We start from the raw sequence: 25917 nt of genomic DNA on the forward strand, positions 1-25917 counted from the left end.
AGTATTTAGGATTCAATTAATGGTATAAGGGTTATTATATCTAAGATTACTGTATTTAAATTTATCTTATGTAGCTGTATAATTAATGAGGGATTGTTTAAAAGGTAAAACATTTCTTTTCTATATTTTCAAATTTTTTTCCATTGATCACTTATGATCAAGCAGTCCCATTGATTTTTAAGTTTATCCATTAGGCTACTAATTTCAGATTATTTAGCATGTTTTTGCAATGATTTTAAATCGGTTATGAAAGCATCTTCTTCAAGATATAGGTATACATTTTCAGATAAACAAATCTGTTAAATTTTTTTACAGGCTATGTGGCCATATTTAATAAATTATTTCCGGTTGTTCTCTACTTATAGTTCTCATTTTTAAAGTTTAACCACTCTTCAATTTTTATTTAATCATATCTCATTTGGAGTATCAGGTAACTATAATTATCATGCTTTTAATTCTGTTGTTAATATTCCTCAAATTAATTCTGGGCATATGGGCTACCACGTACTAGTAATAAATAATTATTTATATTTATTAATATAATAATTTATTAGGGCTTGCTTAAAAAATAAAAGGGGGTATGTTATATGGCTGAAGGTAACAACGCGTTGTTAGGTATTTTAGCTGTAATTTTAGGTATTTTGGTCATTGCTTTCCCATTGTTAAGTATTTTAACAGCCAGTGTCCTAGCAGGATTGGCTGTAGTGTTTTTAGGAATCTGGTTATTAGCACAGAGTTTTGGGACATGGGGAGCAAGCAAAGCCGCAAGTATTGCATTTTTAATACTTGGACTCGTAGCAGTAATTTGTGGAATAGGTTTATTTGGGCATATACTTGCATTTAGCTTCTTAGCAAGCATAGCTCTCTTCTTTGCAGGTTTTTTCCTGATAATTTCAGGTATAATGTCACTATTTGCTAAACAAGGAACAGCAGCTAAAGGATCTGGAGGTATAGGTGTCATACTGGGTATATTATATATAATACTAGCTTCATTTGCATGGGACCCTTATTACCTTGCTTTGTTAATTGGAATCTGGCTGATAATTGATGGAATAGCTCTATTCTTTGTTAATCCATCTGATTTGGTAAGTACTGGAAAATCAGAAATTTAAAATTATTTAAAATATGCAAGCCCGTCTCTTTAAAAATTAAAAAAGATATATTAATTTAACTAAAAAGGTGATATTATGCCTGATTTAGGACCTTTAGGGCGTGGCGGAGCTAGAAGAAGAACAAGAAGGAGAATGATGGCAATGAATGAATCTAACAAGCCATCGGATGAACAAAATAACATGGGAGAGTCTGTTGATTTTGATACATTAAAGAAACTAGCTAAATTACTGAAAAATAAAGGAGTAATAACAGAAGATGAGTATGATCTGTTGTTTGAATAAAAATAAAATGTGGATTATTATGTATAAAATGGCTTCATGGTAAAATTATGGGCAAGAGGAAATTATCATGAAAAAAATTGCGGGAATTATATTAGCTGTCTCTATACTGGTTGTTTTTGCTTCTGGGTGCACAAGTAGTGATATGTCAACAAACAACAGTGCCAATATTTCAAATCAAAGTAGCTCTAATGTAACCTTACAAATTATATCGAATAGTCCGTGGACTGGTGACTATGCATATACAAATGGAAATGTGCAAATTAATGGAACAGGGAATGCTAGTTATAATTTAGGCCCTAATCCAGGTCATGTCACGGTTTCTATAGAGAATAAAGGCAATGATACTTTAATTATACAGTTGCTTCAGGGTGGAAGTACTGTACAGACTCGAAGTACATCTGAGAATATGGGGGTTGTCAATATAGATCAAAAATTCTAAAACTTTTCATTTTTTTTGATTATTATTTAAATTGGAATAAAGAGCCAAAAAATGGTTGATAACTTTAAAATACCTCAATTCTCAGCAGATTATTGTAATTGTGGTTATTTTATCTGCAGTAGTTGCATTGAAATTTACTGCACCTATAACTAGCCTTATACTGCTTTCTATATTCTTGAGCTTACTTATCTACCTGTTTTTAAAATGGTTGGAAAAAAGAGGTCTCTCTTACAACATTGGAATGGTGATAACTCTTCTGGGAATTTTTATTTGGGTCTTGGAATATTAGCATTTCTGGTAGTAACATTGTCTCAATTAGTACAGGCACTCCCCTAGTTTATCGATAAAATCACCTAATTTCTGCACAATACGGAAATCAAATAATTGAGTTTATTGTTTCCAATATACCTATAACAGATATAAATGGAATTATAGCAGATGGTACTTTTATTATATTTGTGGTGATATTCCTGGTTTATGAGCTTCCTCAAATAAAAAAAGATTGATCAAAGGATTAGGTGAAGATAATCTTATTTTAAATAAAACTTTTGCTCTTGTCGGCGATTTCATTAAATATTTTATAATCAGGGTAAAGATAAATCTTATTTATGGTATAGGCGTTGCAGGTGTTCTTTTCATATTTGACATTAATTTTGCAGTACTATGAGGTTTATTAACATTTATACTTGGATTTATTCTATATTGGGGTATTGTAATAGCAGCGATTCCTCCTGTGCTGGTGGCCTGGAGTAAATATGGAATACAGGCAGCTATAATAATGGGACTTTTCTTTATTACAATTAATATCATTGCAGAAAGCTATATATTTCCCAGATTAACCGGAAAAGGGCTTCAAATGTCATTTTATGTTGTATTTGCTTCACTGTTTGTATGGGGATGGATTTTGGGGCCTGTTGGATTTTTCCTTGGCGTGCCGTTGACGCTTATCATCATAAAATATCTGGAAAATTTTGACGAAACACGATGGCTGGCCTTACTTATGGCCAGTGATGATGAAGATGTACAGTTAACAGATAATAAGCAGAAAAAAGAGGAATAAATAGTTATACACAAAATCAATTTATTTAGATAACGCTGAAAAATCTTATAATCACCCGCTTTTTGGAGGTAATGATTCTTTTTCATCATTTGTTTCTATTTCCACTTCTTCATGGTTTATTTTTCTTGAATAAATGGTTGATAAAGGGGAAGCTGTAAACCCATGTGCAAAAACACTTATCAGCACTGTGATGAAAACAACTGAAATAAAAGTGCTGTCTCCAGGGAATACTTTTAATTCCTCTAAAGCTAAAAGTGCAAGTACTATTGATGCTAAACCTCTAGGGCCAAACCAACCTATAAAAAGGAGGGTATCAATGTCTAATTTAGTCCCAATCAATGATACTGCAACAGGCAACATCCGAATGATTGTTAAACTTAAAATAGAATAGAGAATTATCTGCCATGTTACATTCAAGAGCAGGGGAAGAACTGCTATTCCTAATAGGAAAAAAACTGTTAAATTCAGCAACTGCCCTTCTGTTTCGGAAAAATCTATTAGAATTTTTCCTGCATCTTTAACAACATATCCTAATGCCAAACCACCGATAAAAGCCGCTATAAATCCACTTCCTCCTAATTGATCTGCTATAAGAAATGTGAGTATTGCCATTGCCAGAAAAGCTATTCTCTGGAAGTTGGGAGTGATCCATTCTTTATCCCTGGCTTTTAAAACCAGCCACCCTCCCCCAATTCCAACGATCAAACCTACAATTATCCCAAAACCAATTTGTTCTAGGGCCACCTGAATGAAGTACCCAATTGGTCTAAAAGTTTCTGCTGCCAAACCAATGGCTATAAAAACTAAAAGGAAAGGAACTGAACCCCCATCATTTAATCCACTTTCTACTTCTATTGTTTTGCGTATTCTTTCAGGTACTTTTTTGTTTTGAACTACTATTTGTCCCAATGCTGCGTCTGTTGGAGCTAGCGCAGCACCTATAATGCCTGCTACCCACCAGGGTACGTCGGGGAATAGTAAGGTTGCTATCACCACTCCTAAAATAATAGTAATAGGTAAACCTATGGTCAGTAGTCGGGTACTCAGGTTATTATCCAGTGCTTTTAATCCTACTCGAGATGCATCACTGAAAAGAACAAGAACAAGAGCTATTTCTGCAATTAAAAAAATTATAGTTGAATATGGCGGTTTTGTAATGTCTACATATCCTGTAACAAGCCACCCTGTAAACATTCCTGCTACAATAAATATCATCTGGAAACTAACTGGAAGTTTGCCAATTAAACGAGAAAAAATCGCTACTACCATGAGCATTATAAAAAAGAAAATGATTTCAAACATAAAATCACCAGGGGAATTATTCTAATTTTTTCTCTTCCATATTTTCTGTCTTTGTATCTTCTTTATAGTATTGGTCAAGTAATTTTTTTTCTTCTTCCATATTTGGAAACTTATAAAATACAATTGCAGCCCCAACTAAAATGGCAATAATTCCTGCAAGATAGGCCCATCTGTCTCCGGCTAAAAATGAGGCTTTTGCTCCAGATATGATCTGGTCTGAATATTGGGGGTACTGTTGAGCGAGGGTGGTAGCGCTGGCAAATGATTTTTGGAGTGTTGTTTCCACGCTGGCTGAGATTTGTTGAGGGGCATTATTGATTTTTGCAGCAAATGCAGAAGCATAGCCTGCTGTAAGTAGTGTACCGAAGATAGATGTCATAATTGCACCACCAAAATCACGCTGCAGGTCTGCTGTACCTGAGGCCATACCCACACGTTTAACTGGAACGGATCCAGTAAGAGAATGGGATGCTGGAGTCCCTGCTAGTCCAACTCCAATTCCGACTAATGCATAAGCCATTCCGACTTTCCAGTAGGGTATGCCTTCGTTCCATAGTAATAACATGGTCAAGAATCCTAACAAACAGAATAAATAACCTGCAAGAAGCGTGAAACGGGACCCGTGTGATTCCACTAGCTTGGCAGACCTCGGTGCCACCAGGATCATGAGAATCGCTGCAGGTATAATTGAAAGTCCTGCATCAAAGGTGGAATAACCTAAAACATTCTGTAAAAACTGCTGTCCAATATACATAGCACCCATTAATGCTCCAAAAACAATTATCCCTGCACTTGCCGCTACCCAGAAAATCAGTCGGCTAGCGACTTTCAGATCATAAAGGGGATTAGGTATACTCCTCTGGTGTTTTATGAATAAAAATCCAATTATGGCTGCCATAATTATTAAAACAACTACGAAAGTCCTTATACTTGGTACTGGAGCAAAGTTAATAGCTAAAATTAATATTCCTATAAGAATAAGAGACATTAATCCTCCAAGGTTGTCCACTGGATTTTTTGTCTCATTTACATGGGATGGAACGAACTTAATGGCCATAATTAATGATATTACTGCCAGAGGCAGTGTAATTAAAAATACAGATCCCCAATCATGGGATATAAGAAGATATCCTGAGAGAAGAGGCCCTAGAGCTGCAATAGCGGCGCCCACACCTGACCAAAGTGCAATAGATCTTGTCCGCTTAGGGCCTGACCACAATGCAGTTATTATTGCTAAAGTGGTTTGAAATGACATCCCTGCAGCTAAACCTCCCATTATACGGGCTAAAACCAGCACATCAACAGTTGGGGCAAAACCTGCAATTAAAGATGCAGGTATGGATATGATAGTTCCTATTATAAGCATCATTTTTCTGCCGTAGTGGTCACCTAAAGCACCAAACCATAGTACTGAAGAAGCCAGGCCAAGTGAGAAGCCTACAGCTACCATATTAATCTGAACTTGCGAAGCATTAAAAGCTAAACCTATAGAAGGCAGAGCTACGTTAGCAACTGATAAATTTAAATTGGCTACTGCAGCTACTAGAATAAGGGTGGCCAGAACTACCATTCCAGGTTCAGAATCTTTATTTTTTACTATTTCTGCATTCATTTTATCACTCATTACCTTAGCGTTACAGCATCTTATTTGATTTAAAAATTACAGGCATAATTATCTGGAAAAACAAGTAAATCAAATTTTATTATATTTTGTGTGATTAAAGAGGATAATTTTGAATTAAAATCCACATAAACCCTTAAAATCATTAAAAACAAAGCATTAGCTAACATAAAAATTGACAATAATTCGTTGAAGATTAATTTAAAATTTCTCTCCATAATATCATCATTTATTTTGATAATATTAATTATTACCTTCAAATTATTTAAATATTAGCTATCTGCCAATTCTAGTGAAATACCATGTTTCGTATTGTTTTTTAGCAATGGTTTAGCGAGGGGTGATGAAATCAATGATAATTTTTAAAACTTAAAAAATAGTGAATTAATTGAAAAGAATGTGTTGCTTAAAATAGTATAAAATGCGTTGGTAGAAATCTTTATTTTGATATATACTGTGAAATAATTAATTAAAATAAAATTAAAAAAGTTAAAGGATTGTAAAATCCTTTTTCATTATCTCATGAATGATTTGATTAGAGTACTTCTAAACAGAACCAGGAGTACCAGTATTAAACCGATTGCAGTTTGGATATTTCCAATTAAGTCTAAAAGTGAAGAACTTATTGGTAAATTCCATGGTGGGGAAGACCTGTCGTTACCGAGAGGTTTGTAATAGACTCCTACTGCCCTTGAACTTGACTTGACGTTGATATCTTTAGGTTCTACATGGTTAACGCCTACAATAGTTCCACTGTCTATTGCTGTATTGATTCTGTTTGCTATTTGAACGTTATCGTAACCATATTTCTTTACAGTTGCAGCTACAATTTCTTGTGTAGTTTCTGAAATACCTATATCGTCACTTCCATAAACAGAAACCTGTACGGTTTGCCCTGTAACTGTAATGGCATTTATAAGTGCTTCATAAGCATACTCTATCTTGAGTGGTGAACCATCATATGGATCGGTTTGGTATTGCTCTGCTGCGGGATAACCTATACTCCATCCGTCGCTGGATGTACTTATTTTAGCATAGGGAGTGTTCATAGCATAACCGGTTGTGTTTAACTGAGCTGGAGTGAACATGTCTCCAGTTGTGATTCCTGAAACAAGGTTAACTCCACCACCACCGTACTTTTCACCGGAATCATTTGCTACTTCTCCAAATGCTTGTCCCAGTATGTAAGTTGCAGAATAACCGTCTCTTATCATTTTACCCATGTTTACTGCAGTTTCCTGACGTACTTTAGAAGCTGTTCCATACATCGGGTTACCTTCGGTGTTTCTTAAGTGAATAATAGCTCCTCTTGTCCCTGCAGGTAAAACTGCGGTTCCATCTGATGAGTGAGGTGTTACTGTAATGGTCCCATTATTTGACACAGTAACCACGTAAACGTCGTATGATCCTCCTACTGCCGCACCTTTAGTAGCGGTTCCAACCAGGACCCTGATTCCACTGTATGAATTTGCGAGGTTCGCTGCTGCTTGTGGGGAAGCTCCAGCTTCCATAGCTTTTACAGATGCAACAATAGCCTGCAGCCTGGGTGTAGATGACCCTTCACCCCCGGAGAGTATAGCAAAATGGCCGCTTGATGAGGATAAGAAAGTTGACTGAAACATGTTGTTCTGGAATGACATACTCCCTGCTGCTGCGCCATTTGGATCCTTTCCTGTAGGGTCTGTTATAACGATTATGTTACAGGTTGCTGCAGCAGGTCCAATAATCATTGCAACTGTGATTAGGAATACTAATATTCCTTTTACATATTTTCCTTGAAGTCTTTGCGGAATTTTCATATATTTTTACCCCGTTGTGTATGAACTTGTAGTACTTGACGTTGTATTTACTACTACCTGTGACCAGTCTTCAACAACAGTTACTGTGACACTTCCTGTTGTGCTGTCTACTTTAACATCTGCAGCTACTATAGGTGTTAGTCTTGTACCGGGAATGGTCGTCAACGTTGCAAATTGCTGGGCATTATTTATTGCTTCATTTAAAGGCAATTCTCGTTTGTCTGTAATTAATGTACTTCCGTTGATGTAACTTCCTGGCCTTAAACCTGATGCATATATATTAGCTCGAATAGAATCAGTTGGTACGAGATTATTTCCTTTTATCATGACTCCAGATATGGGTATTCCCTGATCTGTAGCAGGAGATTCGGCAAACGCCATATAACTCATGACCCTCCCTGATACTATTAATAAAAATGCGAGTGTTAAAATGATTATAGTATCTCTTCTTACTTTTATGAACATTTCATCACCAAGTGTGAATATGAATTTGAATTATATAATATGAATTTCTGTTAACTTAAGACTTGCTAAAAAATTTCATAGAATTTTGTTTAAAAGTTCACTTGCAGGATCCATGCCCTGCGCACCAATTAATAAAATTGTGTTTTTGTTATGTGATAATTTAAGTACATTTTTCAATGCATCATATAGTTTCTCATTAAAGATATATGTTATTTTTTCCTTTTCAAGTGCATCTATAAATACTTTTTTTTCATTATCTGTTACTGTGTTTAAATGATCCACCACGTCAGTGCTGCTTGTTATAATCAATTTATATGGGATATTTTGAAGTCCCTTAGCAATGGCTTCCGCGTTTGCCTGATTAATACTTTCTCCTCTTGATCCCCTGATAGCTGAAACCACGAAGAGGGTTCCATTCCCAATTAGAGCAGCATTTTGTATTGTAGCAAGAATCCCATCTGGATTATGTGCAAAGTCATCTATTATACAGGGATCATTGTGTAGTATTGTAAATCTCCTTTTTAATGCTTTATATGATGAAATCGAGTTTTTAATGGTTTCGAGATCAATATTTAAAGCTATAGCTGCGCCTGCAGCAGCCATAGTGTTCTGGACAAAATGGCGGCTTTTAAATGGTAAATCATCAATTTTAATTAAAATATTATCTTTATATGTTATTCCAGTACTTTCAAATTTAATATCTGCATTATCCCCGAAAAATAAGACTTTTCCATAGTTTGAAGTTAAATCTTTCATTTTTAAAACAAGTGGATCCTCATAGTTCAATATTAAAGTCCCATTCTCTTTTATGCCTTTAACTGCACCTGAGGTTTCATTAAATGTTTCTTCAATAGAATTTACGAGACCTATATGATCTAGAGCTACATTGGTTACAATCACTACATCTGGATTGATTGCTGACGTCATTAGGTATGCATGGTCTTTCATAATATCTCCGAGCCAGCCTTGAACCTCAGAGACTTCTATCACTGCAGCCTCGATAGGAGCATCGAATTCTGCGATTTGCTTTGCAACCATCGGATCTATAAGTGTATTGAATTCAGATTCAGAATCAGTGTTTGTATATGTGCTGTAACCCGCTTCCTTTAGAATATGGTAAATCATATGGGTAGTTGTGGACTTTCCGTTAGTTCCAGTTACTACAACACGTAAAGAATTCTTTGCAAATGTTTCGAGGGCCCAGTTAATAGCAAAAGCATTGGCCAGTTCTATTTTTTCTGTTACTATAAAAGGTAGTTCCAGCTCTTCTGCAGTTTTTACTGCACTGCCTTTAGGGTTTTGAGTTATTATACATGAAACACCTTTTTGAGCTGCAATTTTTACCCCGGTTTCATCTATCCAGTGTCTTATTACTGCATCTCCCTTTTGAGCGTCCTTTAAAATATTAAAAATTCCGTCCATATTTTTATCAGGGCCTGTTAGTACTCCTTCTACTTTTTCTGCAATAATCGATGTTGTAAGTTCTTTCATTTTTTCACGATTTGTAATCTAATAATTTTAAATATGGTCTAATTAATGTGGTGTTAAAATTCTAGATAAGTATTTTGCTCAAAAAATCTGTCAAAATTGAAAATTTTGACGTTTGCAAATCGAAGCTTACAAACACGAAGCATTCGAAAATTGAAAATTTTCGATGCGTCAAACACCTCGTGTTTGACAGTGTTTGTGCCCCAAAATTCGAAGAATTTTGAGGGATTTGCAACTGCAAAAAAATAAAATTTTTTTGCACGCCACAAAAAACAAAGTTTTTTGTTGGCTTTTGATTTTTTGGCCCCCCCAAACACATTGTGTTTGAGGGTCCCTATTCTAACCCTATTTCAAAAAAATGTAAAAAAATATTTAAATTATAAATGCATGGTAGAAATAAAGTGCTAGAATACATATTATGAGGGTAATTCCCCAGTAAAGAAGCACTATTTTCTTTTCTGAAAGTCCTTTATAATTTAAAGTATGGTGTAATGGTTCTACTGGCAGGTTTATAATATGGGCACGGTGTAAAAGGCTCACTATAACTGAAATTATAGGAATAGCAAGTGCAATCAGTGCAAAGTATAATACATTGCCTAAAAATGCTGCTGTAATGTAACCTGCCCCTAGTGCGAAAGAACCAGTATCTCCCATAAATATGCTGGCAGGGTACCTATTTAGAGCGAGGAAACCAAATGAAACTCCAGCAAGTGCTATGAATGGAAGTGCACCATCTACGTTGTTGGTTGTAATGGCAAAAATTGCACAGGCAGAAGATGCTATTGCAAGTATTCCTGCTGCAAGACCGTCCATACCATCAATAAGGTTTACTGCATTTATAGCTCCAACTATACCAAATATTACAACGGGTATTATAAAATAGCCGATATCAATTCCGAGTACTGAGGAACTAACGGCTCCTGAGCCTAATAAAAATAATGAAATTATAATTTGGGCAATTATTTTTTCACTTTCTTCTACTTCACTTTTAATGGGGGCTTCACCAACTATTTCAACTTTCTTCTCAGCTAAATATTTCACTAGGTCTTTTTTGGCTTTTTCAGTTGCGACTCGTGCTTCTTCCCCTGGTTTAAGCATTAATCTTCCCATTTCTATTGGGGTGGAGTATATATTTCGAACCTTCTTTTGAATTTCTTTGGTTTTAAGTCCAAGTAAATCATCTAAAAGTCCTATAATTCCTGCAGTTGCCATTATAATGGCCACTATCATTAAGTATCTATTTGTAAAATAGATCGACGAAGTAAGGAGAATACCCAGTAAAATTGCAAGCCCTCCCATTGTAGGGGTCCCTGCTTTATGGCTGTGTTCGGTTACAATAGGTTTATCTGTTACATTAGCTTCTATCAATACTCTTTTTATGACTATTGTAAAGAATATTGTTGATAATAATGCAATAATGAATATTAAAATGTCTATCTGGAAATTATTCAACTTACCACCTTATATTAAATTTATTATATTATTATTACTAATCCTGACTTTTTTATGTTTATTATATTTATTTATTAAAATTTAATTTTTTGTTTTTGACAATAATTATTTACGAAATTTGTTATAATCCACATTTAACATTTTTGCGGTTTCATATGCTTTTTGTGCATTTTCAGCGCGTATAGTTATACGTTGAAAATTTTGAGGGCCGTGAATTACCCAGCAATTTTTATTTTCAAAATCTCTGAATTTATAGTTGTTCCTATCTGTTTTGTAGTCACCTACAGGTATCTCAAGTGCGTAGTATTGCATGATCCTTTTTTGAACTTCTTTAGAATTCCATTTTTGGGAAGCCATATCTACAAGTTCGTGCATTGGACTTATGTTGGTTGAAGCTGCTGTTAAGTATCGTGTACCGCTGGGCCGTGTGTTTATCTCTATAAAATAATTGATCCCTGTTTTATCAATAATTATGTCAATATCAATTACGCCTTCTGATCCCAAACTATCGGCAATCTTTCCAGCTACCTGCCTTATATCTTCATTTCTTTGATTTTCTATATTTAAAGGAGCAGTTTTTAATTTATCTAGGGGATGGGTACCTTCAAGAGTTGTTTTTCCTTTATAAACTGGAACAAGAGGAACAGTTTCATTTTTCCATCTTAAAACTTCAATGGATACTTCTGTGCCTTCAACGAACTCTTCTATAAATGCTCCCTCAAAATCATTGATGCAGCCCCTAAGATCATCTTCACTCGCCGCAATTTTTACTCCACTACCTCCTTGGCCTTCTAACTGCTTTAATACTGCAGGTAATGGGATTTCAGGGAGATTCTTAGAAACTTTACTAAAAGAAGGAGTTTTAATCTGGTTTTTAATAAAGAATTCCTTTGTCTTAAGTTTGTCTCTTGATATAGAAACAGCATCTACTGGAGATGCAACAACAGGTAATCCATAATTTTTTTCTAAATCTTCTTTTAATTTTGCAATTTCAAAAAGAGGCTTATCTATCCCTATAAGGGGTACAACTGCATCTACATCTTCTTTAAGTGCAATTTCTTTAGGTCCTTCCATTCCTCTTGGAACAATATGGTGAGCATCAGGAAGATCTAGATTTTTAGAATCAGGATTGGATTCTGTTACTATGCTTGTAATTCCTTCTTTTTTTGTATATGCTGCAATATCATCAAAAAGTCTTGCCCCTATAAATAGTATCTTCATTTTATCACTGGAAATCACTTAACATTAATCTTTAGTAATATTAGCCTTGTTTAAACGTATTATTTTACAACATTAACAGGTTTGTTTTTTCTTACTTAAAAATATTTGATTTGCTTTTTAATTTTTAGATAGTTTAATTGGGATTCAATATAAAGATTAATAGTTATGAATAATTCCACCAAATTTAATAAATTTGAATGTCATATACTAAACTGGTGATATTATGGTACATGAAGAAGGACATGAGGCTATTAAAAAAGCTAGAAAATTAATGGGCTTTTCTCCAGACATACTGGACATGTATGAAAAATTAAATCCCAAACTTCTGGATGTAATAAGTGAGTTCGATGATATAATTTTAAAAGATGGTGCACTTCCAACTAAAACAAAAAGATTGATAGCACTTGGAATTATTATTTCGGGTAAATGTGGTTACTGTGTTGAACAGCAGTTGCATGCTGCTATTAATGCTGGAGCAACAAAAGAAGAAATAGCAGATTTACTTGGGGTAGTTTTACTCACATCCGGAGCCCCTGCATTAGCTAATTGTAGAGATATTGTCTCCGAAGTCATTAAAAAGCTTTAAATAATTTGAAAATTACGCATTAGATAATAACTCCTTAAAACTAGATTATATAAGCTTTAAAATCGTTAACTACTGAAAACTATTAAAAATTCAGTTAAAATTCTCTTTAATCACTTTATCAAATGTAATTAAAACTTCTCCAATACTTTCTTCAACTTCTTTTGAAATGGGCTCTGCAAAACCCATGCTTTTTGGTTGAATTCCTAACAATATTATCTGTGCGCTTAATGTAGTTTCCATATATTTTATTAAAAATGATATAGGCATAGCATGTGTTGAAATGTTATAGTTTGCAATTTCTTCCTTCTCCACCACACGGATATGTCCTGGTTCTTTTTTCATATCCACAGCATCAACTAAGATTATGTGGGTGGGGTTTTCTTTTCTTATTAATCCAGTATAATTTTCAGGGACAGTCCCCCCATCAAAAACAACAATATTTTCATTTTTGTCAAATAATAATAATGATTTTTGAGCTATAATGGCTCCAAGAGCATCGTCACCTTTTATTTCATTGCCAATGCCCAAAATTACTATTTTTTTATATCCTCTAAGAAACTTTTTCAATTCTGGTTTTAATGCTATCTAATCCACCACCCATTTTATAGATCAATTTAACTTTTATGATATCTCCTATATCTACCTTGATTTTTTCAGTTGGAATAAGCAATGGTGGATTGAGCATTGGAGTTGGCCCGCAGATCAGGTGGTCAGTTAGTAAAGTAAAAGTAGTGATTTTAATCCCTGAAACAGATCCTTTTTTGGAAATTTTAAATTCCAAATCAGTTTCCACATCTTCTTTAATTTCTTTTTTAAAATCAATTTCACTGTATATCTTGAAATTACTCATAACGTCGTAATTTGGATTTTCATTAGCCTCATTATCCTCGTAACAGATGTTTTCTCTTTCCATGTCAATGGCTTCAGCACCGTTCAGGATCTTTTGGGGTATGATTTCACCATCTTTTTTCAGATATTTTAAAATAGAATTAAGAACAGGGACCTGTTCCTCATCGATTAATGCAGTGTCTAACATTTCACAGATAATTAAATCTGCTTTTTTCGGAAAAGTAACTTCTTTTGCATCTTTGTTTATCACTAAAACATTACTAAAATACTCAAGGTTTGATTTGGCATGTTTTGCGGCAGTATGATCTATTTCAACAGCATAAATAAAATCAGCATAAGGGGCTGCTAAAATCGAAAGTATTCCACATCCAGTACCTATATCGTATATAGTACCTTCAGCTTTTTCTTTTATTGCTTCATAAAAGGCAAGTATCCTTTCTTCATCAGATAAAAGATTGAGATGATAGGGTGTTGTGCGAATTTTAGTTTTAATCAGTGGTTCAATTTCATTAAGGTGCACATTTTTCACCTAATATACTTAAAAAGAGTAAGTGTTCTTATCGTGACTGGTTGAACACGAGTCACGATAAGCAATTGCGTTGTTAATTTATAATAAAATTCATTAATTAAGGTGACATTGGGCTGCTTGCACCGGCTTTTTCAAGATCGATTGATTTGCCGACTGCTGTACTGGTAAGACGTACGTGTTCTACACCTTTGAGTCTCATGATTTTTTCTGAAAGTGTACGGATGTATTTAACGTCTCTTTTAACAACTATGACTTCAAGACAGTGTTTGTCTGTCATGTGTACGTGCATAACTGCGTTAATGAAATCTTTGTAATCATGCTGAATTTCAGTAAGGTCTTCCATTACTCCAGTGTAGTGGTGGTCGTATATTACAGCAATTATTCCTATACGTTCTCCTTCCATTTCATTCATCCACTGGTACCTTACGATATAATCTTTAAGAGCATCTCTGATACCTTTTGATCTTGACGGGTATCCTCTGTCTTTTAATACTCCATCAAATTCATTTAACAATTTTTTTGGCAACGACATACTAATTCTCATCACAATTCTCCCTCCATTATTACGTTATTATTATCATAACATTTTATAGTATTTAAATGTTGTTATTGCACAACAATATTGTGCATGGCCAACAATATTCATGCATATTTTAAACACGAATTATATGATATAATACTATTTGATTACTATATTACTATTTAAACTTTGTCCTTGAAGAGCAATATTGCTCTAAGAGAACAATGGTGTAATTACTTTTTTTGAAATTTGTAATATGAAATAGCTTATGTAATACAAAAATAAGTACTTATCTTCTTACTTTTTCAATACTCATATAACTTTAAAAGATCAATTAATAATTGTAATGGATAATCAGGAGGGATAGGATGGAAGTTAGGGAAGCGATGAATAAAGGCATAATATCAATTGACCCAAATACAAGGCCAATTGATGCATTTGAAAAGATGTACAAAGAAGGAGTAAGACGACTTTTTGTTATGGATAAATCTGAAAATCCCGTGGGTGTAATATCTTATCTTGATCTTGTAGGCATGCTTGGAGCTTTTAAGCCACGTACAACAGTATCTGATAATCTAAAGATTGAAGATATAATGTCAAAAGATATTATAACGATATCTGCAGAAGATAAAATTGAAGATGCTGCAAATTTGATGTTAAGGGCTGATGTATCTGGACTTTTGGTTCTGGAAAATGAAAAACCAGCTGGAGTAATTACAAAAACAGATATATGTCGGTTGGTAGCAGCTGAAATTTTAGTGCCAGAATATTAAACTGCTCTAAAACTTTTTTAGTACATTAAATTGGCTGTCGCACTAAGACCGTCAATTATATTTTTATTTATTGAATTTTTTAACTTTGAAAATTCTATTAAATCATTTTTTATAACTCTGAAATCACTGTAAAATGAAATTTATTTTTATATTTTTAAAATAAGTTAATCTTAACAAGATATGATGAGTAAAATAAGAATTCAGCTTAAAATTTTAATTTTTAATCTTCAATATTGTAAGAAGTGCATCTGCCGGGATTTGAACCCGGGTCGTAGGCTTGGAAGGCCCAAGTCCTAACCAGACTAGACTACAGATGCAATGAGATCTCCTGGATTTAAAATAAGTTGATTTAAAATAGGGATAGAATAAATATAAGTGGATTTAGTTTAATTAATTTTAAAATTCATTATTATAAGAAGTGCATCTGCCGGGATTTGAACCCGGGTCGTAGGCTTGGAAGGCCCAAGTCCTAACCAGACTAGACTACAGATGCAATGCGGCGTCCGGGATTTGAACCCGGGTCACTGGCGTGGCAGGCCAGAGTCTTAACCAGACTGGACTAACGTCGCATATCAGCATACCATCCTTTTTAGGTTCATCATATATAAACTTTTAGGTTTTTTGTGAGGTCAAATGCCAAATTTCCTCAAAATCGATGTTATTGAATAATTTCTCTGTTAATATTAATATGTTTTTATATCCATTTTTTCCTTCTAAAGTAAGCCAGCATAAATAGTGCTACTATCACCATTATTACTAAAACAGCAGGGTATCCTAATGGTTCCCTTAGTTCTGGCATGTTGTTGAAATTCATCCCATAAAGCCCTACAATAAATGTTAAAGGCACGAATACAGTAGATATCACTGTTAGAACCCTTACTATTTCATTTAATTTGTTACTTGTGCTTGAAAGATAGATATCTAATATTTCTGAAGTTCTATCTCTTAAAGATTCTAACATCTCATAGATCTGCAGCGAGTGGTCATAGACATCTCTAAAATAATAGTCTGTTGATTCTGCAATTTGAAAATATTCTGAGGATTCAAGTGTACTCAGCATTTCTCTGAGGGGGCGAATTGTTTTTCTAAGGGTTATAATGTCCATTTTAATGCTGTGAATTCTCTTAAGAACCGCAGGACTTGTATTTTCTATTAGATTATATTCTATGCGCTCTATATTGTCCTCAACATTTTCCAGATCTAAAAAATAACTATCGATAATTGTGTCTATTAATGAATACAATAAGTAGTCAGCTCCCCTGCTGTTTATTTGGTTCTCTTTAGTTTTTATTCTTTTGATGATTAAATCAAATAAGGGCTCATCATCATCCTGGAAAGAAATTACCAGATTCTTCTTGAGAATCAAGCTAACCTGTTTTGTAACCATCTGATCATTTTCACTGACATCAAATAACTTCAAGACTATGTAAAGGTAGTCGCTGTAATCTTCTACTTTCGGGCGCTGATTTGTGTTTAATACGTCTTCAAGTACCAGTGGATGTAAATTAAAACATTTACCTATTTTTTTTAAATTTTCTACATCTTTAAGGCCATTTATTTTTATCCACTTTATTGTATTTTTATTTGCAAATTGGGGGCATTCATCTATCGTTTTTTCATTGAAAATATCTTTATTATATTCGATAAGAATCATTTTAGTGGGTATATTTTCTGCACCTGTGTAAATAAGTGATCCTGGAGGAAGTCCTGCTTTTTTTGACCGTTGTTTCAAATTTAGCATGTTTTCACGTTAAAATTTATTTATTTTTATAAGATTAATGCTAATTTTTATTTTATTATTTAATTTTTGAAATATTTTATTAGACTTAAAGCTGGTATAAATTTGAGAATTAATTTAAATTTATTATTGGATAATGTTATTTCTTCGAAACATTTATATAAGGAAAAAGGCAATCTACTTCCGGCGTAGAATATATAGTGTAAAAATTTTATATATGTTGACTTATTTAATCATGCAATGCTCAAAAATATGAAAATAAGTTAAATGAGATTTATTTAATGGGGTGCATTGTTATATTGGCTGTGTTAATTTTTGTAAACAGCATTAAAGCAGTTTATATTCAATATACATAAATTTAAAGTCAGTATAATAATGGATATCTAATTAAAATTCAAAAATATGAGGTTTTACGATTAGCGGTCAAATTACACAAATAAAATATTGTAAATGGTGCGGTAAACCATTTGAAGTGAAATCACCAAATCAAAAATACTGTCCATCTGATATTAGTAATTGTAGCCAGGAAGCTAAGCGTGAAAGCTGGCGTAAAGCATCAGGAAAATACAGGAAGACTTATAAAGATATTTCAAATCTTCCACAGGAATATAAATTAGGATCTGGACTTTTAAGTTGTCATTCTCAGATTGATTTTGATAAAGAATATCTTGCTATACAGAAAGAAAAGAAAAGATTGAAACTGAACGGGGTAGTAATAGGTTTAAGCATGGGAATTCAACTTACTTCCCGGTCTTTTATTGATGATATTTTGCAGAGGGGCATGGCTCCTTTTTTTGATAATCCTCAGTTGTTATTTTTAGTTATAGTGCTTGCAGGAGTTCTTATTTTTGGAATATATCATGAGTAATAATTTAACTCATTTTTTTATATAAACATATGATGGTTAATTATGGTACAAAATAATTGTCCATTTATTATTAATTTAATAAAAAAACTGGTGAGTTTATGGAAATATTTTTAGTAGAACTAATTGTTATTTTGATAATTTCATTACTTATTGTAATAAAATCAGCAGATATCTTTGTTGATCATTTGGTAGAAGTCGGTGCTTTGTTGGGGATATCCCAGATAATACTGGGAGTTACAGCGTCGGCTATTGGGACTTCTCTGCCAGAATTTGGTTCTGCTATGATAGCTACTTTAAGCGGCAGTGTGGATATAGGAGTTGGAACTGTAATTGGATCAAATATATGGAACATTGCAGGGATATTAGGTATAACTGCCGCTTTTACAGGAGTTATAAAATCAGATACTAAAGGGCTTAAAAGGGACGGAGCAGTTACACTTGCCACCGCGCTTATACTGATGTTTTTCATGTTCTTTGGGGACATTGGAAAAATAGCAGCTATTGTAATGATAGTTGTATATGCAATTTACCTGAGAAGCTTAATAAAAGCCCAAAAAGAAGATGCTGAAAGTAATAAGATTGAAATTGAAGAAAAATCTGAACTTGAAAACATTAATGAAAAGTCTGGATCCAAACTTAAATCAATCCCTCCTAAGAGCATAGTGTGGATATTAGTTGGATTTGCAGGACTGATAATCGGATGCAGGCTTTTAGTTTACAGTGGAACTGAAATTGGGAAGATTTTAGGTATTCCTGAAATGATAATGGGTCTATTTGTGCTTGCTATTGGAACCAGTATCCCTGAACTTGTGGTTACGTTCTCATCTGCCATGAAAGGTTTACATGATTTATCAATAGGGACCGTTCTTGGAAGTAACACTTTCAATATACTTATAGGAATTGGAGTACCTGCCCTTATTTTGAACGTTCCTGTAGACCATACTTCACTTATCTTTGATGCTCCTGCGATGATTTTTGTTACAGTACTGCTGTTATTACTTATAAAAAAAGATATGAAACTTACAAGAAGCAATGGATTAATTTTGCTGGCAACATATATAGCTTATGCAGTAATAAGAATATTTGTATTCGGGTGATACTATGTATAAAAAAGTATTGGTTACAAGTACTGGGGAATATTTAGATGAAATAATTGAACATACTCTTGATTTAGTAGATGGAAGATCGATAGAAGTCATTGGCCTTTATATTGCAGATACATCTGCACCTTTCCTGACTCCAAGTAAAGTTAAACAGATGATGGTTAACGAGTTGAAAAGCAAAGGAAAAGAAGTTTTAGAAAGCATGGGACAAGAATTCGAAAATGCAGGTTTAAATTTCAAACCGATGCTTATTGAGGGGGATCCTGCAGAAAAGATAGTTGAAACTGCAGAAGATGAAAATGTAGATGTAATAATAATGGGAACTGGAAAAAGCAAAATAGATAAGCACCTGCTTGGTAGCGTATCTGAAAAAGTTGTCCACTCAGCTCCATGCACAGTCCTTTTGATAAGGTCTAAACATAAGCCTTTAGAGCAGATCGAGTAGATTTAATTAAAAAAAATAAATAAAGTATATTTTTTTATTTTTACACTCTTTTTTCAATAGATTCTTCAATTAATTTTAAATCTACATTGTCTTCAACGATTTCAGCAAGCCTATCGATTGAATACTTCTTAAGGTTCTCAAAATTGTCTTCACTAAAACCGAGCATATCAATACCGTTTTGAGCCCTTAAATAATCTGTAAAGAACCTTCTAAAGGTGAAATTGTGGAATATTCCGTGAAGATATGTACCTGCAGTATAACCATTCACTGCGCCGTCATATGGAGATGATGGGTGATTTCCACATCCTTCAATAACTTCAAATAGTGGTTTGGATTCTCCAAGAAGTGTAAGGCCTTCATGCAGTTCGTATCCATTTACAGAATCTCCTTTTATTTCTTTAAATATTCCATTTCCAAGTATGCTTGCTCTACTTTGAGTGACAATTTTGTCAATTCTGTCAAATTTAGTTTTAGCATCTAAAATACCAATTCCTTCCACGCTGCCGTATTTGGATTCTTTAAATGATTCATCAATTATCTTTTTTCCAAGCATTTGGTATCCACCACATATCCCAAAAACAGGTATTTCTCTGGATAAACTGGCAATTTCATCGGTGAAACCAGCTTCATTTAAAGCTATCATATCGTTAACAGTGTTTCTTGTCCCTGGAAGTATCAGTGCATCTACATTCCCTATTTCATCTCCCATTTCTATTAATTTTATACCAACATCAGGTTCGTATTCGAGGGGATCTATATCTGTAAAATTAGAGATCCTTGGGAGGCGCATCACTCCAATGGTTACTTTTTCGTTTTTACTGTATTTTCGTTCTGATAATGATGCAGAATCTTCTTCTGGAAGTTTTAAGCTTTCATCATATGGTAAAACTCCAAGTACTGGAGCTCCTACAATTTCTTCAATTTGACGTATTCCCGGAATTAATATGTCCAGGTTACCTCTGAATTTGTTGATAATTATTCCTTTTATCCTTTTCCTGTCTTTTTCAGGAAGTAAAGCAAATGTTCCTGCGATTGATGCGAAAACTCCTCCTCTATCGATGTCTGCAACTAATATAACATCTGCATCTGCAATTTCTGCTATTTTCATGTTTGCAAGGTCTTTGTCCTGCATATTTATTTCTGCAGGGGAACCTGCACCTTCTATCACTATTATGTCATATTTTTCCTTTAGAGTATCTAAAGATGTTTTTATAGCTTTTAAAGCTTTTTCTCTAAATGAATTCTGGTAATCATAGAAATTCATATCATTAACAGGTTTCCCATGCACTATTACCTGGGATATGAAATCTTCCTTTGGTTTAAGGAGGATTGGGTTCATATGGTATGAAGGTTCAATACCTGCGGCTTCAGCCTGCAGAACCTGCGCAATTGCTATTTCTGCATTTTCATGAGTTGTATATGAGTTAAGGGACATGTTTTGAGATTTAAACGGTGCAACGTTGTATCCTCTCTTTGAAAATATTCTACAAAGTGCAGCTACAACAACACTTTTTCCTGCATTTGATGAAGTTCCCTGTACCATTATGCATTTGGTTTTATCAGAACGCAAAATTCAGCCTCCGTATATGTTAAATTTAAAATGATCTACCTCTAATTTTAAAGTTAATAGTAAATATTTTAAAATTGTTTCAATATTGTTTTCAATTATATTAAAAGTAATTTTATTATGTTATAATTCTCAAAAATAGTAATACTGATGGTATGATATTATGGAAACTTCTGTATTTCAAAATAATTTACTGCGCCAAAAAATCAAGTTGAGGAGATAATTATGATGAGCAAAAAGATTGAAGTACCTAAAACTGTATCTAAGACTGAAAGTGCCTTTTTTAATGAGCTTAAAAATTTTAAAGGGGAAGAGGCCACTATTATACTTTTAAATGGCAGTTCAGTGCACGCCAAAATAATTGCTATTGAATTCAAAAACTTAAATTTCATTGTAGAGTATGCTGACGGTATTAAAGAAATGATCAGCGGTGGAGCAATACAAAGTGTAAGATTAGGAAGTAAAATTGAAAAAAAGTAAGATTGTTTATTATTTAAATTGATATAACTTATTTTTAGATATTTTAAGTGTATTGCAAAAGGGTTATATAATGTGAATTCTAATTGATTATTCCATTTATTAAATAAAATGAAAATGCATATTCAAATAAGTAAGTAGGTAAATAAACTCATTTCTCGGTTTATCCTGCATTTATTCTAAAATGCATGGTTAACTTTTAGAAAAATTTTTGAATAATGAGTTTTATTCTAATTGATGTTAAAATTTGTTTTGCAGACATCGAGGAAATTATAGAAACTGATTTCAACAATTATAAATATGAAATCAGTCATAAAATTATTCTAAAAAGAATTTAAAATAATTAATTGGTTAAAGTTAAAGTGAAATATTTTTAAATTCAAGAAACGAAAAGTAGATATTTATATATAACAATATTATATATCAATAAAGTTAATATTCCATAAAGTTATTATAAATAAAAATGTTGATTTTTTAAATATAAAATGAAAATAGGAGGTTGTCATGAATCATGGCAAATCTAAATTCAGACTCAAGTTCAAGCTCAAATTCATTCAATTTAAGAACTTATAAGACATCAGAGGAAATTAAAGTCCCTGAAAAGATCATTGATCAAATTATAGGTCAAGAAGAAGCAGTTGAGACTATTAAGAAGGCTGCAAAACAGAGAAGGAATGTTCTTTTAATTGGGGAACCGGGAATTGGTAAATCCATGCTCGCAAAGGGAATGGCAGAACTGCTACCTCCAGAAGAACTTCAAGATATCCTGGTTTATCCAAATATTGAAGATAATCATAACCCTCTAATTGGAACTATGCCTGCTGGGGAAGGTAAAAAAATAGTTGCAAACTATAAAGCCAAAGCAAAATCTCAGGAAGAAAGGAAGAACATGTTCACAATGATTATAATTTCCTTTATACTAATTGTGGGATTTGTGGTGAACCAATTTTTCATGGCTTTAATAGCAGCAGCAATTGTTTTTGTTGCACTTCTGCAAATAAAGCCTAGAACTACAGTTATGATTCCTAAACTTCTTGTAAGCAATGAAAACAACATTACTGCTCCTTTCATTGACGCAACAGGTGCACATGCAGGAGCTCTTTTAGGTGATGTAAGACATGACCCTTATCAATCAGGAGGATTAGGAACTCCTGCCCACGAACGTGTTGAAGCTGGAATGATTCACAAAGCCAGCAAAGGTGTTCTTTACGTGGACGAAATTGGGACCATGCATATGAAAACTCAACAAGAGTTACTGACTGCTATGCAGGAAAAGAAATATTCAATAACTGGGCAAAGTGAAACAAGCAGTGGGGCAATGGTCAGATCCCAGGCGGTTCCATGTGACTTCGTACTTGTAGCATCTGGAAATCTCAAAGTACTTGAGGGAATGCATATTGCACTTAGATCAAGGATACGTGGATATGGTTACGAAGTATTTATGAAAGATTCAATGCCAGACACACCTGAAAATAGGGATAAACTGGTTCAATTTGTAGCTCAAGAAGTTGAAAAAGATGGTAGGATACCTCACTTTAGTAGAGAAGCAGTTGCGGAGATTATAAGGGAAGCTCAAAGAAGAGCTGGTAAAAAGGATACACTTACTCTAAGATTAAGAGATTTAGGTGGTCTTGTAAGGGCTGCAGGTGATATTGCAAAAGGAGAAGGTGCAGAGCACGTCACTTTAGAGCATGTATTAGGTGCTAAAAAGCTTGCAAGGACACTTGAACAGCAAATTGCAGATCGTTACATTGGCCAGAAAAAACAGTACGAGACTTTTGCATCTGAAGGTGGAAAAATAGGTACTGTAAATGGTCTTGCAATAATTGGAGATAGAAGTGGTATAATCCTCCCAATAGTTGCTGAAGCTGCTCCTGCCCAAAGTAAATCTGAAGGTAAGATCATTGCAACAGGTAAACTTGGTGAAATTGCCAAAGAAGCTGTTCAAAACGTCAGCGCTTTAATTAAAAAGCATACTGGAACAGATATATCAAGCTATGATATTCACATACAGTTCCTGCAGTCTTATGAAGGTGTTGAAGGGGACAGTGCAAGTGTTTCAGTAGCTACAGCAGTAATTTCGTCACTGGAAAACATTCCTGTAGACCAGTCAGTTGCACTCACTGGTTCATTAAGTGTCAGAGGAGATGTTCTCCCTGTAGGTGGAGTGACTGGTAAAATTGAAGCTGCAGCAGAATCAGGAATTAAAAAGGTTTTAATACCTAAGTCAAATATGAATGATGTTCTGATTGAGGAAAGATACAGAAATAAAATTGAAATAATTCCTGTAGAAAACATGAGTGAAGTATTGGAACATGCATTACTTGGAAAAGATAAGAAAGGTCTTCTTGACAGAATGCAGAAAATCACCAATATGGTACCTAACATAGGTTTACAAAACCCAACAACTCATTAACTTGAATCTTGAAAGGAATTTTTTTCCTTTCATTTATTTTTATATTTAAAATAGCATTTTATTTTAAATGGATTGAATTATATAATATCATAAATATTTAGGATGAATTATTGTTATGCTAATTTTGATTACACGCATTTTAATATTTGCCTTAATTAATGATAAATAGAAAATGAAGGAACGATAAAGATGGAAAAATTAAGATTTTTTGATTTAGATCTCTCAGATGAGATCAAACGAGCCATTAAAGATATGGGATTTGAAGAAGCAACCCCGATTCAGTCACTTGCAATTCCATATATATTAGATGAAAAAGATGTTATAGGGCAGGCCCAAACCGGAACCGGAAAAACAGCAGCATTTGGAATTCCCACTTTAGAAAGAGTAGATCCAGATAATAAAAGTCTACAAGCTGTAATTTTATGCCCTACAAGAGAGCTTGCAATTCAAGTAGCTGAAGAACTCAGAAAGCTTTCAAAATACATGAGAAAACTCAATGTTCTGCCAATCTATGGTGGTCAACCAATTGAAAGGCAGATTAAATCCCTTAAAAAAGGTGTACAAATTATTATTGGTACTCCTGGACGTGTAATGGATCATATGCGGCGTGGAACCTTAAAAATGAACAACGTCAAAATTATGGTTCTTGATGAAGCAGATGAAATGCTTGACATGGGATTTAGGGAAGATATAGAAACAGTTTTAGAGGATATGCCTGAAGAAAGACAGACTCTCCTTTTCTCTGCAACCATGTCTAAAGCAATTTTGAATTTAACCAAAAGATATCAGACTAATCCTGAATTTTTAAAGGTCATTCACCAGCAGATGACAGTTCCAGAAATTCAGCAGATATACTTTGAAGTTAAAGAGAAAATGAAATTAGAACTTTTATCCCGTTTAATAGACATATACAACCCTCAACTATCTCTGGTATTTTGTAATACCAAAAGAAGGGTTGATACTCTTGTAACTCACCTTCAGGTAAGGGGATATCTTGCAGATGGACTTCATGGAGATATGACTCAAGGACAGAGGGATAGAGTCATGTCCAAATTCAGATCAGGTCAGATTGAGATCCTTGTTGCAACAGACGTTGCAGCCCGTGGAATCGACGTAGGTGATGTAGAAGCTGTATTTAACTATGATGTGCCTAACGATGATGAATATTATGTGCATAGGATAGGTAGAACAGGCCGTGCAGGTAAATCAGGCCGTGCATTCACATTTGCTTCTGGTAGGGAGATTTATCAGCTTAGGGATATACAAAAATTCACCAAAACAAAAATTGAACAGCACAGAATCCCATCTCTCAGTGATGTTAAAAAAATCAAGACAAATATGTTCTTAGACGATATAAAACACGTCATAAATACAGAAGATCTGGATGATTACACCACAAAAATTGAAAGGCTAATTAAAGAAGATTACACATCTATCGAAATAGCTGCTGCTCTTCTAAAGATGATAATGACCAAAAAAGACCAGAAGGAGTCTGGAGATGAAGGCTTTGGAGATACTGGTGCAAGTCCTGGAATGGTAAGGTTCTTTATCAACGTCGGACGTAAACAGAGGGTAAAAGCAAAGGACATAGTTAGGGCTATTGCAGAAGAAACAGGGCTTTCAAGTAAGATAGTTGGTAAAATAGATGTTTTTGACAAATTCTCATTTGTTGAAATTCCAGAGGAAAATGCAGGTGAAGTTTTATCTATAATGGGCAGATGTAAAATCAAAGGTAAGTCTGCAAATATGGAACCTGCAAATAAAAAGTGAAATTAAGTAAAAATTAATTTTACTTTTAATTAAAT

25 protein-coding genes and 3 tRNA genes are annotated in these 25917 nt (G+C 33.9%); 13 read left to right on the forward strand and 15 right to left on the reverse strand.

Annotated features, from left to right (window positions below; translation table 11 throughout):
• Window positions 1–587 precede the first annotated feature (587 nt).
• The 5 genes from EJ01_RS12445 (at window position 588) to EJ01_RS17860 (ending at window position 2893) form a co-directional block, all read left to right on the forward strand.
• Window positions 588–1112 (forward strand): DUF308 domain-containing protein, encoded by a 525-nt coding sequence (locus EJ01_RS12445; RefSeq protein WP_048080840.1) that lies wholly within the window; start codon window positions 588–590, stop codon window positions 1110–1112.
• A 75-nt stretch (window positions 1113–1187) separates the two neighbouring features.
• The gene (locus EJ01_RS12450) at window positions 1188–1394 is read left to right on the forward strand and encodes a hypothetical protein (RefSeq protein ID WP_048080839.1); all 207 of its coding nucleotides are present in this window, start codon (window positions 1188–1190) and stop codon (window positions 1392–1394) included.
• Window positions 1395–1461: 67 nt separating this feature from the next.
• The gene (locus tag EJ01_RS12455) at window positions 1462–1833 is read left to right on the forward strand and encodes a hypothetical protein (protein WP_048080838.1); all 372 of its coding nucleotides are present in this window, start codon (window positions 1462–1464) and stop codon (window positions 1831–1833) included.
• 55 nt (window positions 1834–1888) lie between these two features.
• Window positions 1889–2122, forward strand: a complete 234-nt coding sequence (locus EJ01_RS17855) for a hypothetical protein (protein WP_245611205.1) — start codon at window positions 1889–1891, stop codon at window positions 2120–2122.
• Between the two features lie 435 nt (window positions 2123–2557).
• The gene (locus tag EJ01_RS17860) at window positions 2558–2893 is read left to right on the forward strand and encodes an AI-2E family transporter (RefSeq protein ID WP_245611221.1); all 336 of its coding nucleotides are present in this window, start codon (window positions 2558–2560) and stop codon (window positions 2891–2893) included.
• Between the two features lie 51 nt (window positions 2894–2944).
• On the opposite strand, the gene EJ01_RS12465 is transcribed toward EJ01_RS17860, so the two are convergent.
• The 7 genes from EJ01_RS12465 to EJ01_RS12500 all read right to left on the reverse strand — a co-directional run bounded on the left by EJ01_RS12465 (window position 2945) and on the right by EJ01_RS12500 (window position 12241).
• Window positions 2945–4195, reverse strand: a complete 1251-nt coding sequence (locus tag EJ01_RS12465; protein ID WP_048080837.1) for a cation:proton antiporter — start codon at window positions 4193–4195, stop codon at window positions 2945–2947.
• A gap of 16 nt (window positions 4196–4211) precedes the next feature.
• The gene (locus EJ01_RS12470) at window positions 4212–5807 is read right to left on the reverse strand and encodes an MFS transporter (protein ID WP_048080836.1); all 1596 of its coding nucleotides are present in this window, start codon (window positions 5805–5807) and stop codon (window positions 4212–4214) included.
• Between the two features lie 524 nt (window positions 5808–6331).
• Window positions 6332–7546 (reverse strand): hypothetical protein, encoded by a 1215-nt coding sequence (locus EJ01_RS12475; protein WP_048081062.1) that lies wholly within the window; start codon window positions 7544–7546, stop codon window positions 6332–6334.
• A 75-nt stretch (window positions 7547–7621) separates the two neighbouring features.
• Entirely contained in the window at window positions 7622–8080 is a 459-nt protein-coding gene (locus tag EJ01_RS12480) for a hypothetical protein (RefSeq protein ID WP_048080835.1), read from the reverse strand.
• 75 nt (window positions 8081–8155) lie between these two features.
• On the reverse strand, window positions 8156–9571 hold the full coding sequence (locus EJ01_RS12485; RefSeq protein WP_048080834.1) for a Mur ligase family protein: 1416 nt from the start codon (window positions 9569–9571) through the stop codon (window positions 8156–8158).
• 369 nt (window positions 9572–9940) lie between these two features.
• Window positions 9941–11020, reverse strand: coding sequence for a glycosyltransferase family 4 protein (locus tag EJ01_RS12495; protein ID WP_048080832.1), 1080 nt, complete (start codon window positions 11018–11020; stop codon window positions 9941–9943).
• Between the two features lie 105 nt (window positions 11021–11125).
• Window positions 11126–12241 (reverse strand): ATP-grasp domain-containing protein, encoded by a 1116-nt coding sequence (locus EJ01_RS12500; RefSeq protein WP_048080831.1) that lies wholly within the window; start codon window positions 12239–12241, stop codon window positions 11126–11128.
• Between the two features lie 223 nt (window positions 12242–12464).
• Between EJ01_RS12500 and EJ01_RS12505 the strand changes: the two genes are divergently transcribed.
• Complete coding sequence (locus tag EJ01_RS12505) at window positions 12465–12827, forward strand: carboxymuconolactone decarboxylase family protein (RefSeq protein ID WP_048080830.1); 363 nt, start codon at window positions 12465–12467, stop codon at window positions 12825–12827.
• A 90-nt stretch (window positions 12828–12917) separates the two neighbouring features.
• Here EJ01_RS12505 and hycI read toward each other — a convergent pair whose 3' ends face one another.
• The 3 genes from hycI to nikR all read right to left on the reverse strand — a co-directional run bounded on the left by hycI (window position 12918) and on the right by nikR (window position 14749).
• Complete coding sequence (hycI, locus tag EJ01_RS12510) at window positions 12918–13394, reverse strand: hydrogenase maturation peptidase HycI (protein ID WP_048080829.1); 477 nt, start codon at window positions 13392–13394, stop codon at window positions 12918–12920.
• Window positions 13378–14196 carry a 50S ribosomal protein L11 methyltransferase gene (locus EJ01_RS12515; protein ID WP_245611206.1) on the reverse strand — a complete coding sequence of 273 codons (819 nt, stop codon included), beginning with the start codon at window positions 14194–14196 and terminating at the stop codon, window positions 13378–13380. The genes hycI and EJ01_RS12515 overlap by 17 nt, the downstream gene beginning before the upstream one ends.
• Window positions 14197–14302: 106 nt before the next feature.
• Window positions 14303–14749 (reverse strand): nickel-responsive transcriptional regulator NikR, encoded by a 447-nt coding sequence (nikR, locus tag EJ01_RS12520; protein WP_211253436.1) that lies wholly within the window; start codon window positions 14747–14749, stop codon window positions 14303–14305.
• Between the two features lie 344 nt (window positions 14750–15093).
• Here nikR and EJ01_RS12525 point away from each other — a divergent pair, with 344 nt between their 5' ends.
• On the forward strand, window positions 15094–15498 hold the full coding sequence (locus tag EJ01_RS12525) for a CBS domain-containing protein (RefSeq protein WP_048080827.1): 405 nt from the start codon (window positions 15094–15096) through the stop codon (window positions 15496–15498).
• Between the two features lie 243 nt (window positions 15499–15741).
• Here EJ01_RS12525 and EJ01_RS12530 read toward each other — a convergent pair.
• The 4 genes from EJ01_RS12530 to corA form a co-directional block, all read right to left on the reverse strand.
• A tRNA-Gly gene (locus EJ01_RS12530) sits at window positions 15742–15815 on the reverse strand.
• Window positions 15816–15917: 102 nt separating this feature from the next.
• A tRNA-Gly gene (locus tag EJ01_RS12535) sits at window positions 15918–15991 on the reverse strand.
• Window positions 15992–15993: 2 nt separating this feature from the next.
• A tRNA-Gly gene (locus tag EJ01_RS12540) sits at window positions 15994–16067 on the reverse strand.
• Window positions 16068–16192: 125 nt separating this feature from the next.
• Window positions 16193–17239 (reverse strand): magnesium/cobalt transporter CorA, encoded by a 1047-nt coding sequence (gene corA, locus EJ01_RS12545; RefSeq protein ID WP_048080826.1) that lies wholly within the window; start codon window positions 17237–17239, stop codon window positions 16193–16195.
• Between the two features lie 469 nt (window positions 17240–17708).
• Here corA and EJ01_RS12550 point away from each other — a divergent pair, with 469 nt between their 5' ends.
• From EJ01_RS12550 to EJ01_RS12560, 3 genes are all read left to right on the forward strand, one after another.
• Complete coding sequence (locus EJ01_RS12550) at window positions 17709–18104, forward strand: hypothetical protein (RefSeq protein ID WP_245611207.1); 396 nt, start codon at window positions 17709–17711, stop codon at window positions 18102–18104.
• Window positions 18105–18202: 98 nt separating this feature from the next.
• Window positions 18203–19201 (forward strand): calcium/sodium antiporter, encoded by a 999-nt coding sequence (locus EJ01_RS12555; RefSeq protein WP_048080824.1) that lies wholly within the window; start codon window positions 18203–18205, stop codon window positions 19199–19201.
• A complete protein-coding gene (locus EJ01_RS12560; protein ID WP_245611208.1) occupies window positions 19188–19652 on the forward strand; it encodes a universal stress protein in 465 nt (154 codons plus the stop codon). Before EJ01_RS12555 ends, EJ01_RS12560 begins: the two co-directional genes overlap by 14 nt.
• A gap of 40 nt (window positions 19653–19692) precedes the next feature.
• On the opposite strand, the gene cobQ is transcribed toward EJ01_RS12560, so the two are convergent.
• On the reverse strand, window positions 19693–21195 hold the full coding sequence (gene cobQ / locus EJ01_RS12565) for a cobyric acid synthase CobQ (protein WP_048081060.1): 1503 nt from the start codon (window positions 21193–21195) through the stop codon (window positions 19693–19695).
• Between the two features lie 249 nt (window positions 21196–21444).
• Here cobQ and EJ01_RS12570 point away from each other — a divergent pair, with 249 nt between their 5' ends.
• The 3 genes from EJ01_RS12570 to EJ01_RS12580 all read left to right on the forward strand — a co-directional run bounded on the left by EJ01_RS12570 (window position 21445) and on the right by EJ01_RS12580 (window position 25882).
• On the forward strand, window positions 21445–21699 hold the full coding sequence (locus EJ01_RS12570) for a hypothetical protein (protein WP_048080822.1): 255 nt from the start codon (window positions 21445–21447) through the stop codon (window positions 21697–21699).
• Window positions 21700–22207: 508 nt separating this feature from the next.
• Window positions 22208–24112: an ATP-dependent protease LonB gene (gene lonB, locus EJ01_RS12575; RefSeq protein WP_048080821.1), complete on the forward strand. Its 1905-nt coding sequence runs from the start codon at window positions 22208–22210 to the stop codon at window positions 24110–24112.
• 189 nt (window positions 24113–24301) lie between these two features.
• Window positions 24302–25882 carry a DEAD/DEAH box helicase gene (locus tag EJ01_RS12580; RefSeq protein ID WP_048080820.1) on the forward strand — a complete coding sequence of 527 codons (1581 nt, stop codon included), beginning with the start codon at window positions 24302–24304 and terminating at the stop codon, window positions 25880–25882.
• Window positions 25883–25917: the final 35 nt, after the last annotated feature.

Source organism: Methanobacterium veterum (genome assembly GCF_000745485.1).
GTDB lineage: Archaea > Methanobacteriota > Methanobacteria > Methanobacteriales > Methanobacteriaceae > Methanobacterium_D > Methanobacterium_D veterum.

Coding starts and splice junctions, on each gene's coding strand:
- EJ01_RS12445 (WP_048080840.1), top strand. CDS start 588: ATGGCTGAAGGTAACAACGCGTTGTTAGGTATTTTAGCTGTAATTTTA.
- EJ01_RS12450 (WP_048080839.1), top strand. CDS start 1,188: ATGCCTGATTTAGGACCTTTAGGGCGTGGCGGAGCTAGAAGAAGAACA.
- EJ01_RS12455 (WP_048080838.1), top strand. CDS start 1,462: ATGAAAAAAATTGCGGGAATTATATTAGCTGTCTCTATACTGGTTGTT.
- EJ01_RS12465 (WP_048080837.1), bottom strand. CDS start 4,195: ATGTTTGAAATCATTTTCTTTTTTATAATGCTCATGGTAGTAGCGATT.
- EJ01_RS12470 (WP_048080836.1), bottom strand. CDS start 5,807: ATGAATGCAGAAATAGTAAAAAATAAAGATTCTGAACCTGGAATGGTA.
- EJ01_RS12475 (WP_048081062.1), bottom strand. CDS start 7,546: ATGATTATTGGACCTGCTGCAGCAACCTGTAACATAATCGTTATAACA.
- EJ01_RS12480 (WP_048080835.1), bottom strand. CDS start 8,080: ATGTTCATAAAAGTAAGAAGAGATACTATAATCATTTTAACACTCGCA.
- EJ01_RS12485 (WP_048080834.1), bottom strand. CDS start 9,571: ATGAAAGAACTTACAACATCGATTATTGCAGAAAAAGTAGAAGGAGTA.
- EJ01_RS12500 (WP_048080831.1), bottom strand. CDS start 12,241: ATGAAGATACTATTTATAGGGGCAAGACTTTTTGATGATATTGCAGCA.
- EJ01_RS12505 (WP_048080830.1), top strand. CDS start 12,465: ATGGTACATGAAGAAGGACATGAGGCTATTAAAAAAGCTAGAAAATTA.
- nikR (WP_211253436.1), bottom strand. CDS start 14,749: ATGAGAATTAGTATGTCGTTGCCAAAAAAATTGTTAAATGAATTTGAT.
- EJ01_RS12525 (WP_048080827.1), top strand. CDS start 15,094: ATGGAAGTTAGGGAAGCGATGAATAAAGGCATAATATCAATTGACCCA.
- corA (WP_048080826.1), bottom strand. CDS start 17,239: ATGCTAAATTTGAAACAACGGTCAAAAAAAGCAGGACTTCCTCCAGGA.
- EJ01_RS12555 (WP_048080824.1), top strand. CDS start 18,203: ATGGAAATATTTTTAGTAGAACTAATTGTTATTTTGATAATTTCATTA.
- cobQ (WP_048081060.1), bottom strand. CDS start 21,195: ATGGTACAGGGAACTTCATCAAATGCAGGAAAAAGTGTTGTTGTAGCT.
- EJ01_RS12570 (WP_048080822.1), top strand. CDS start 21,445: ATGATGAGCAAAAAGATTGAAGTACCTAAAACTGTATCTAAGACTGAA.
- lonB (WP_048080821.1), top strand. CDS start 22,208: ATGGCAAATCTAAATTCAGACTCAAGTTCAAGCTCAAATTCATTCAAT.
- EJ01_RS12580 (WP_048080820.1), top strand. CDS start 24,302: ATGGAAAAATTAAGATTTTTTGATTTAGATCTCTCAGATGAGATCAAA.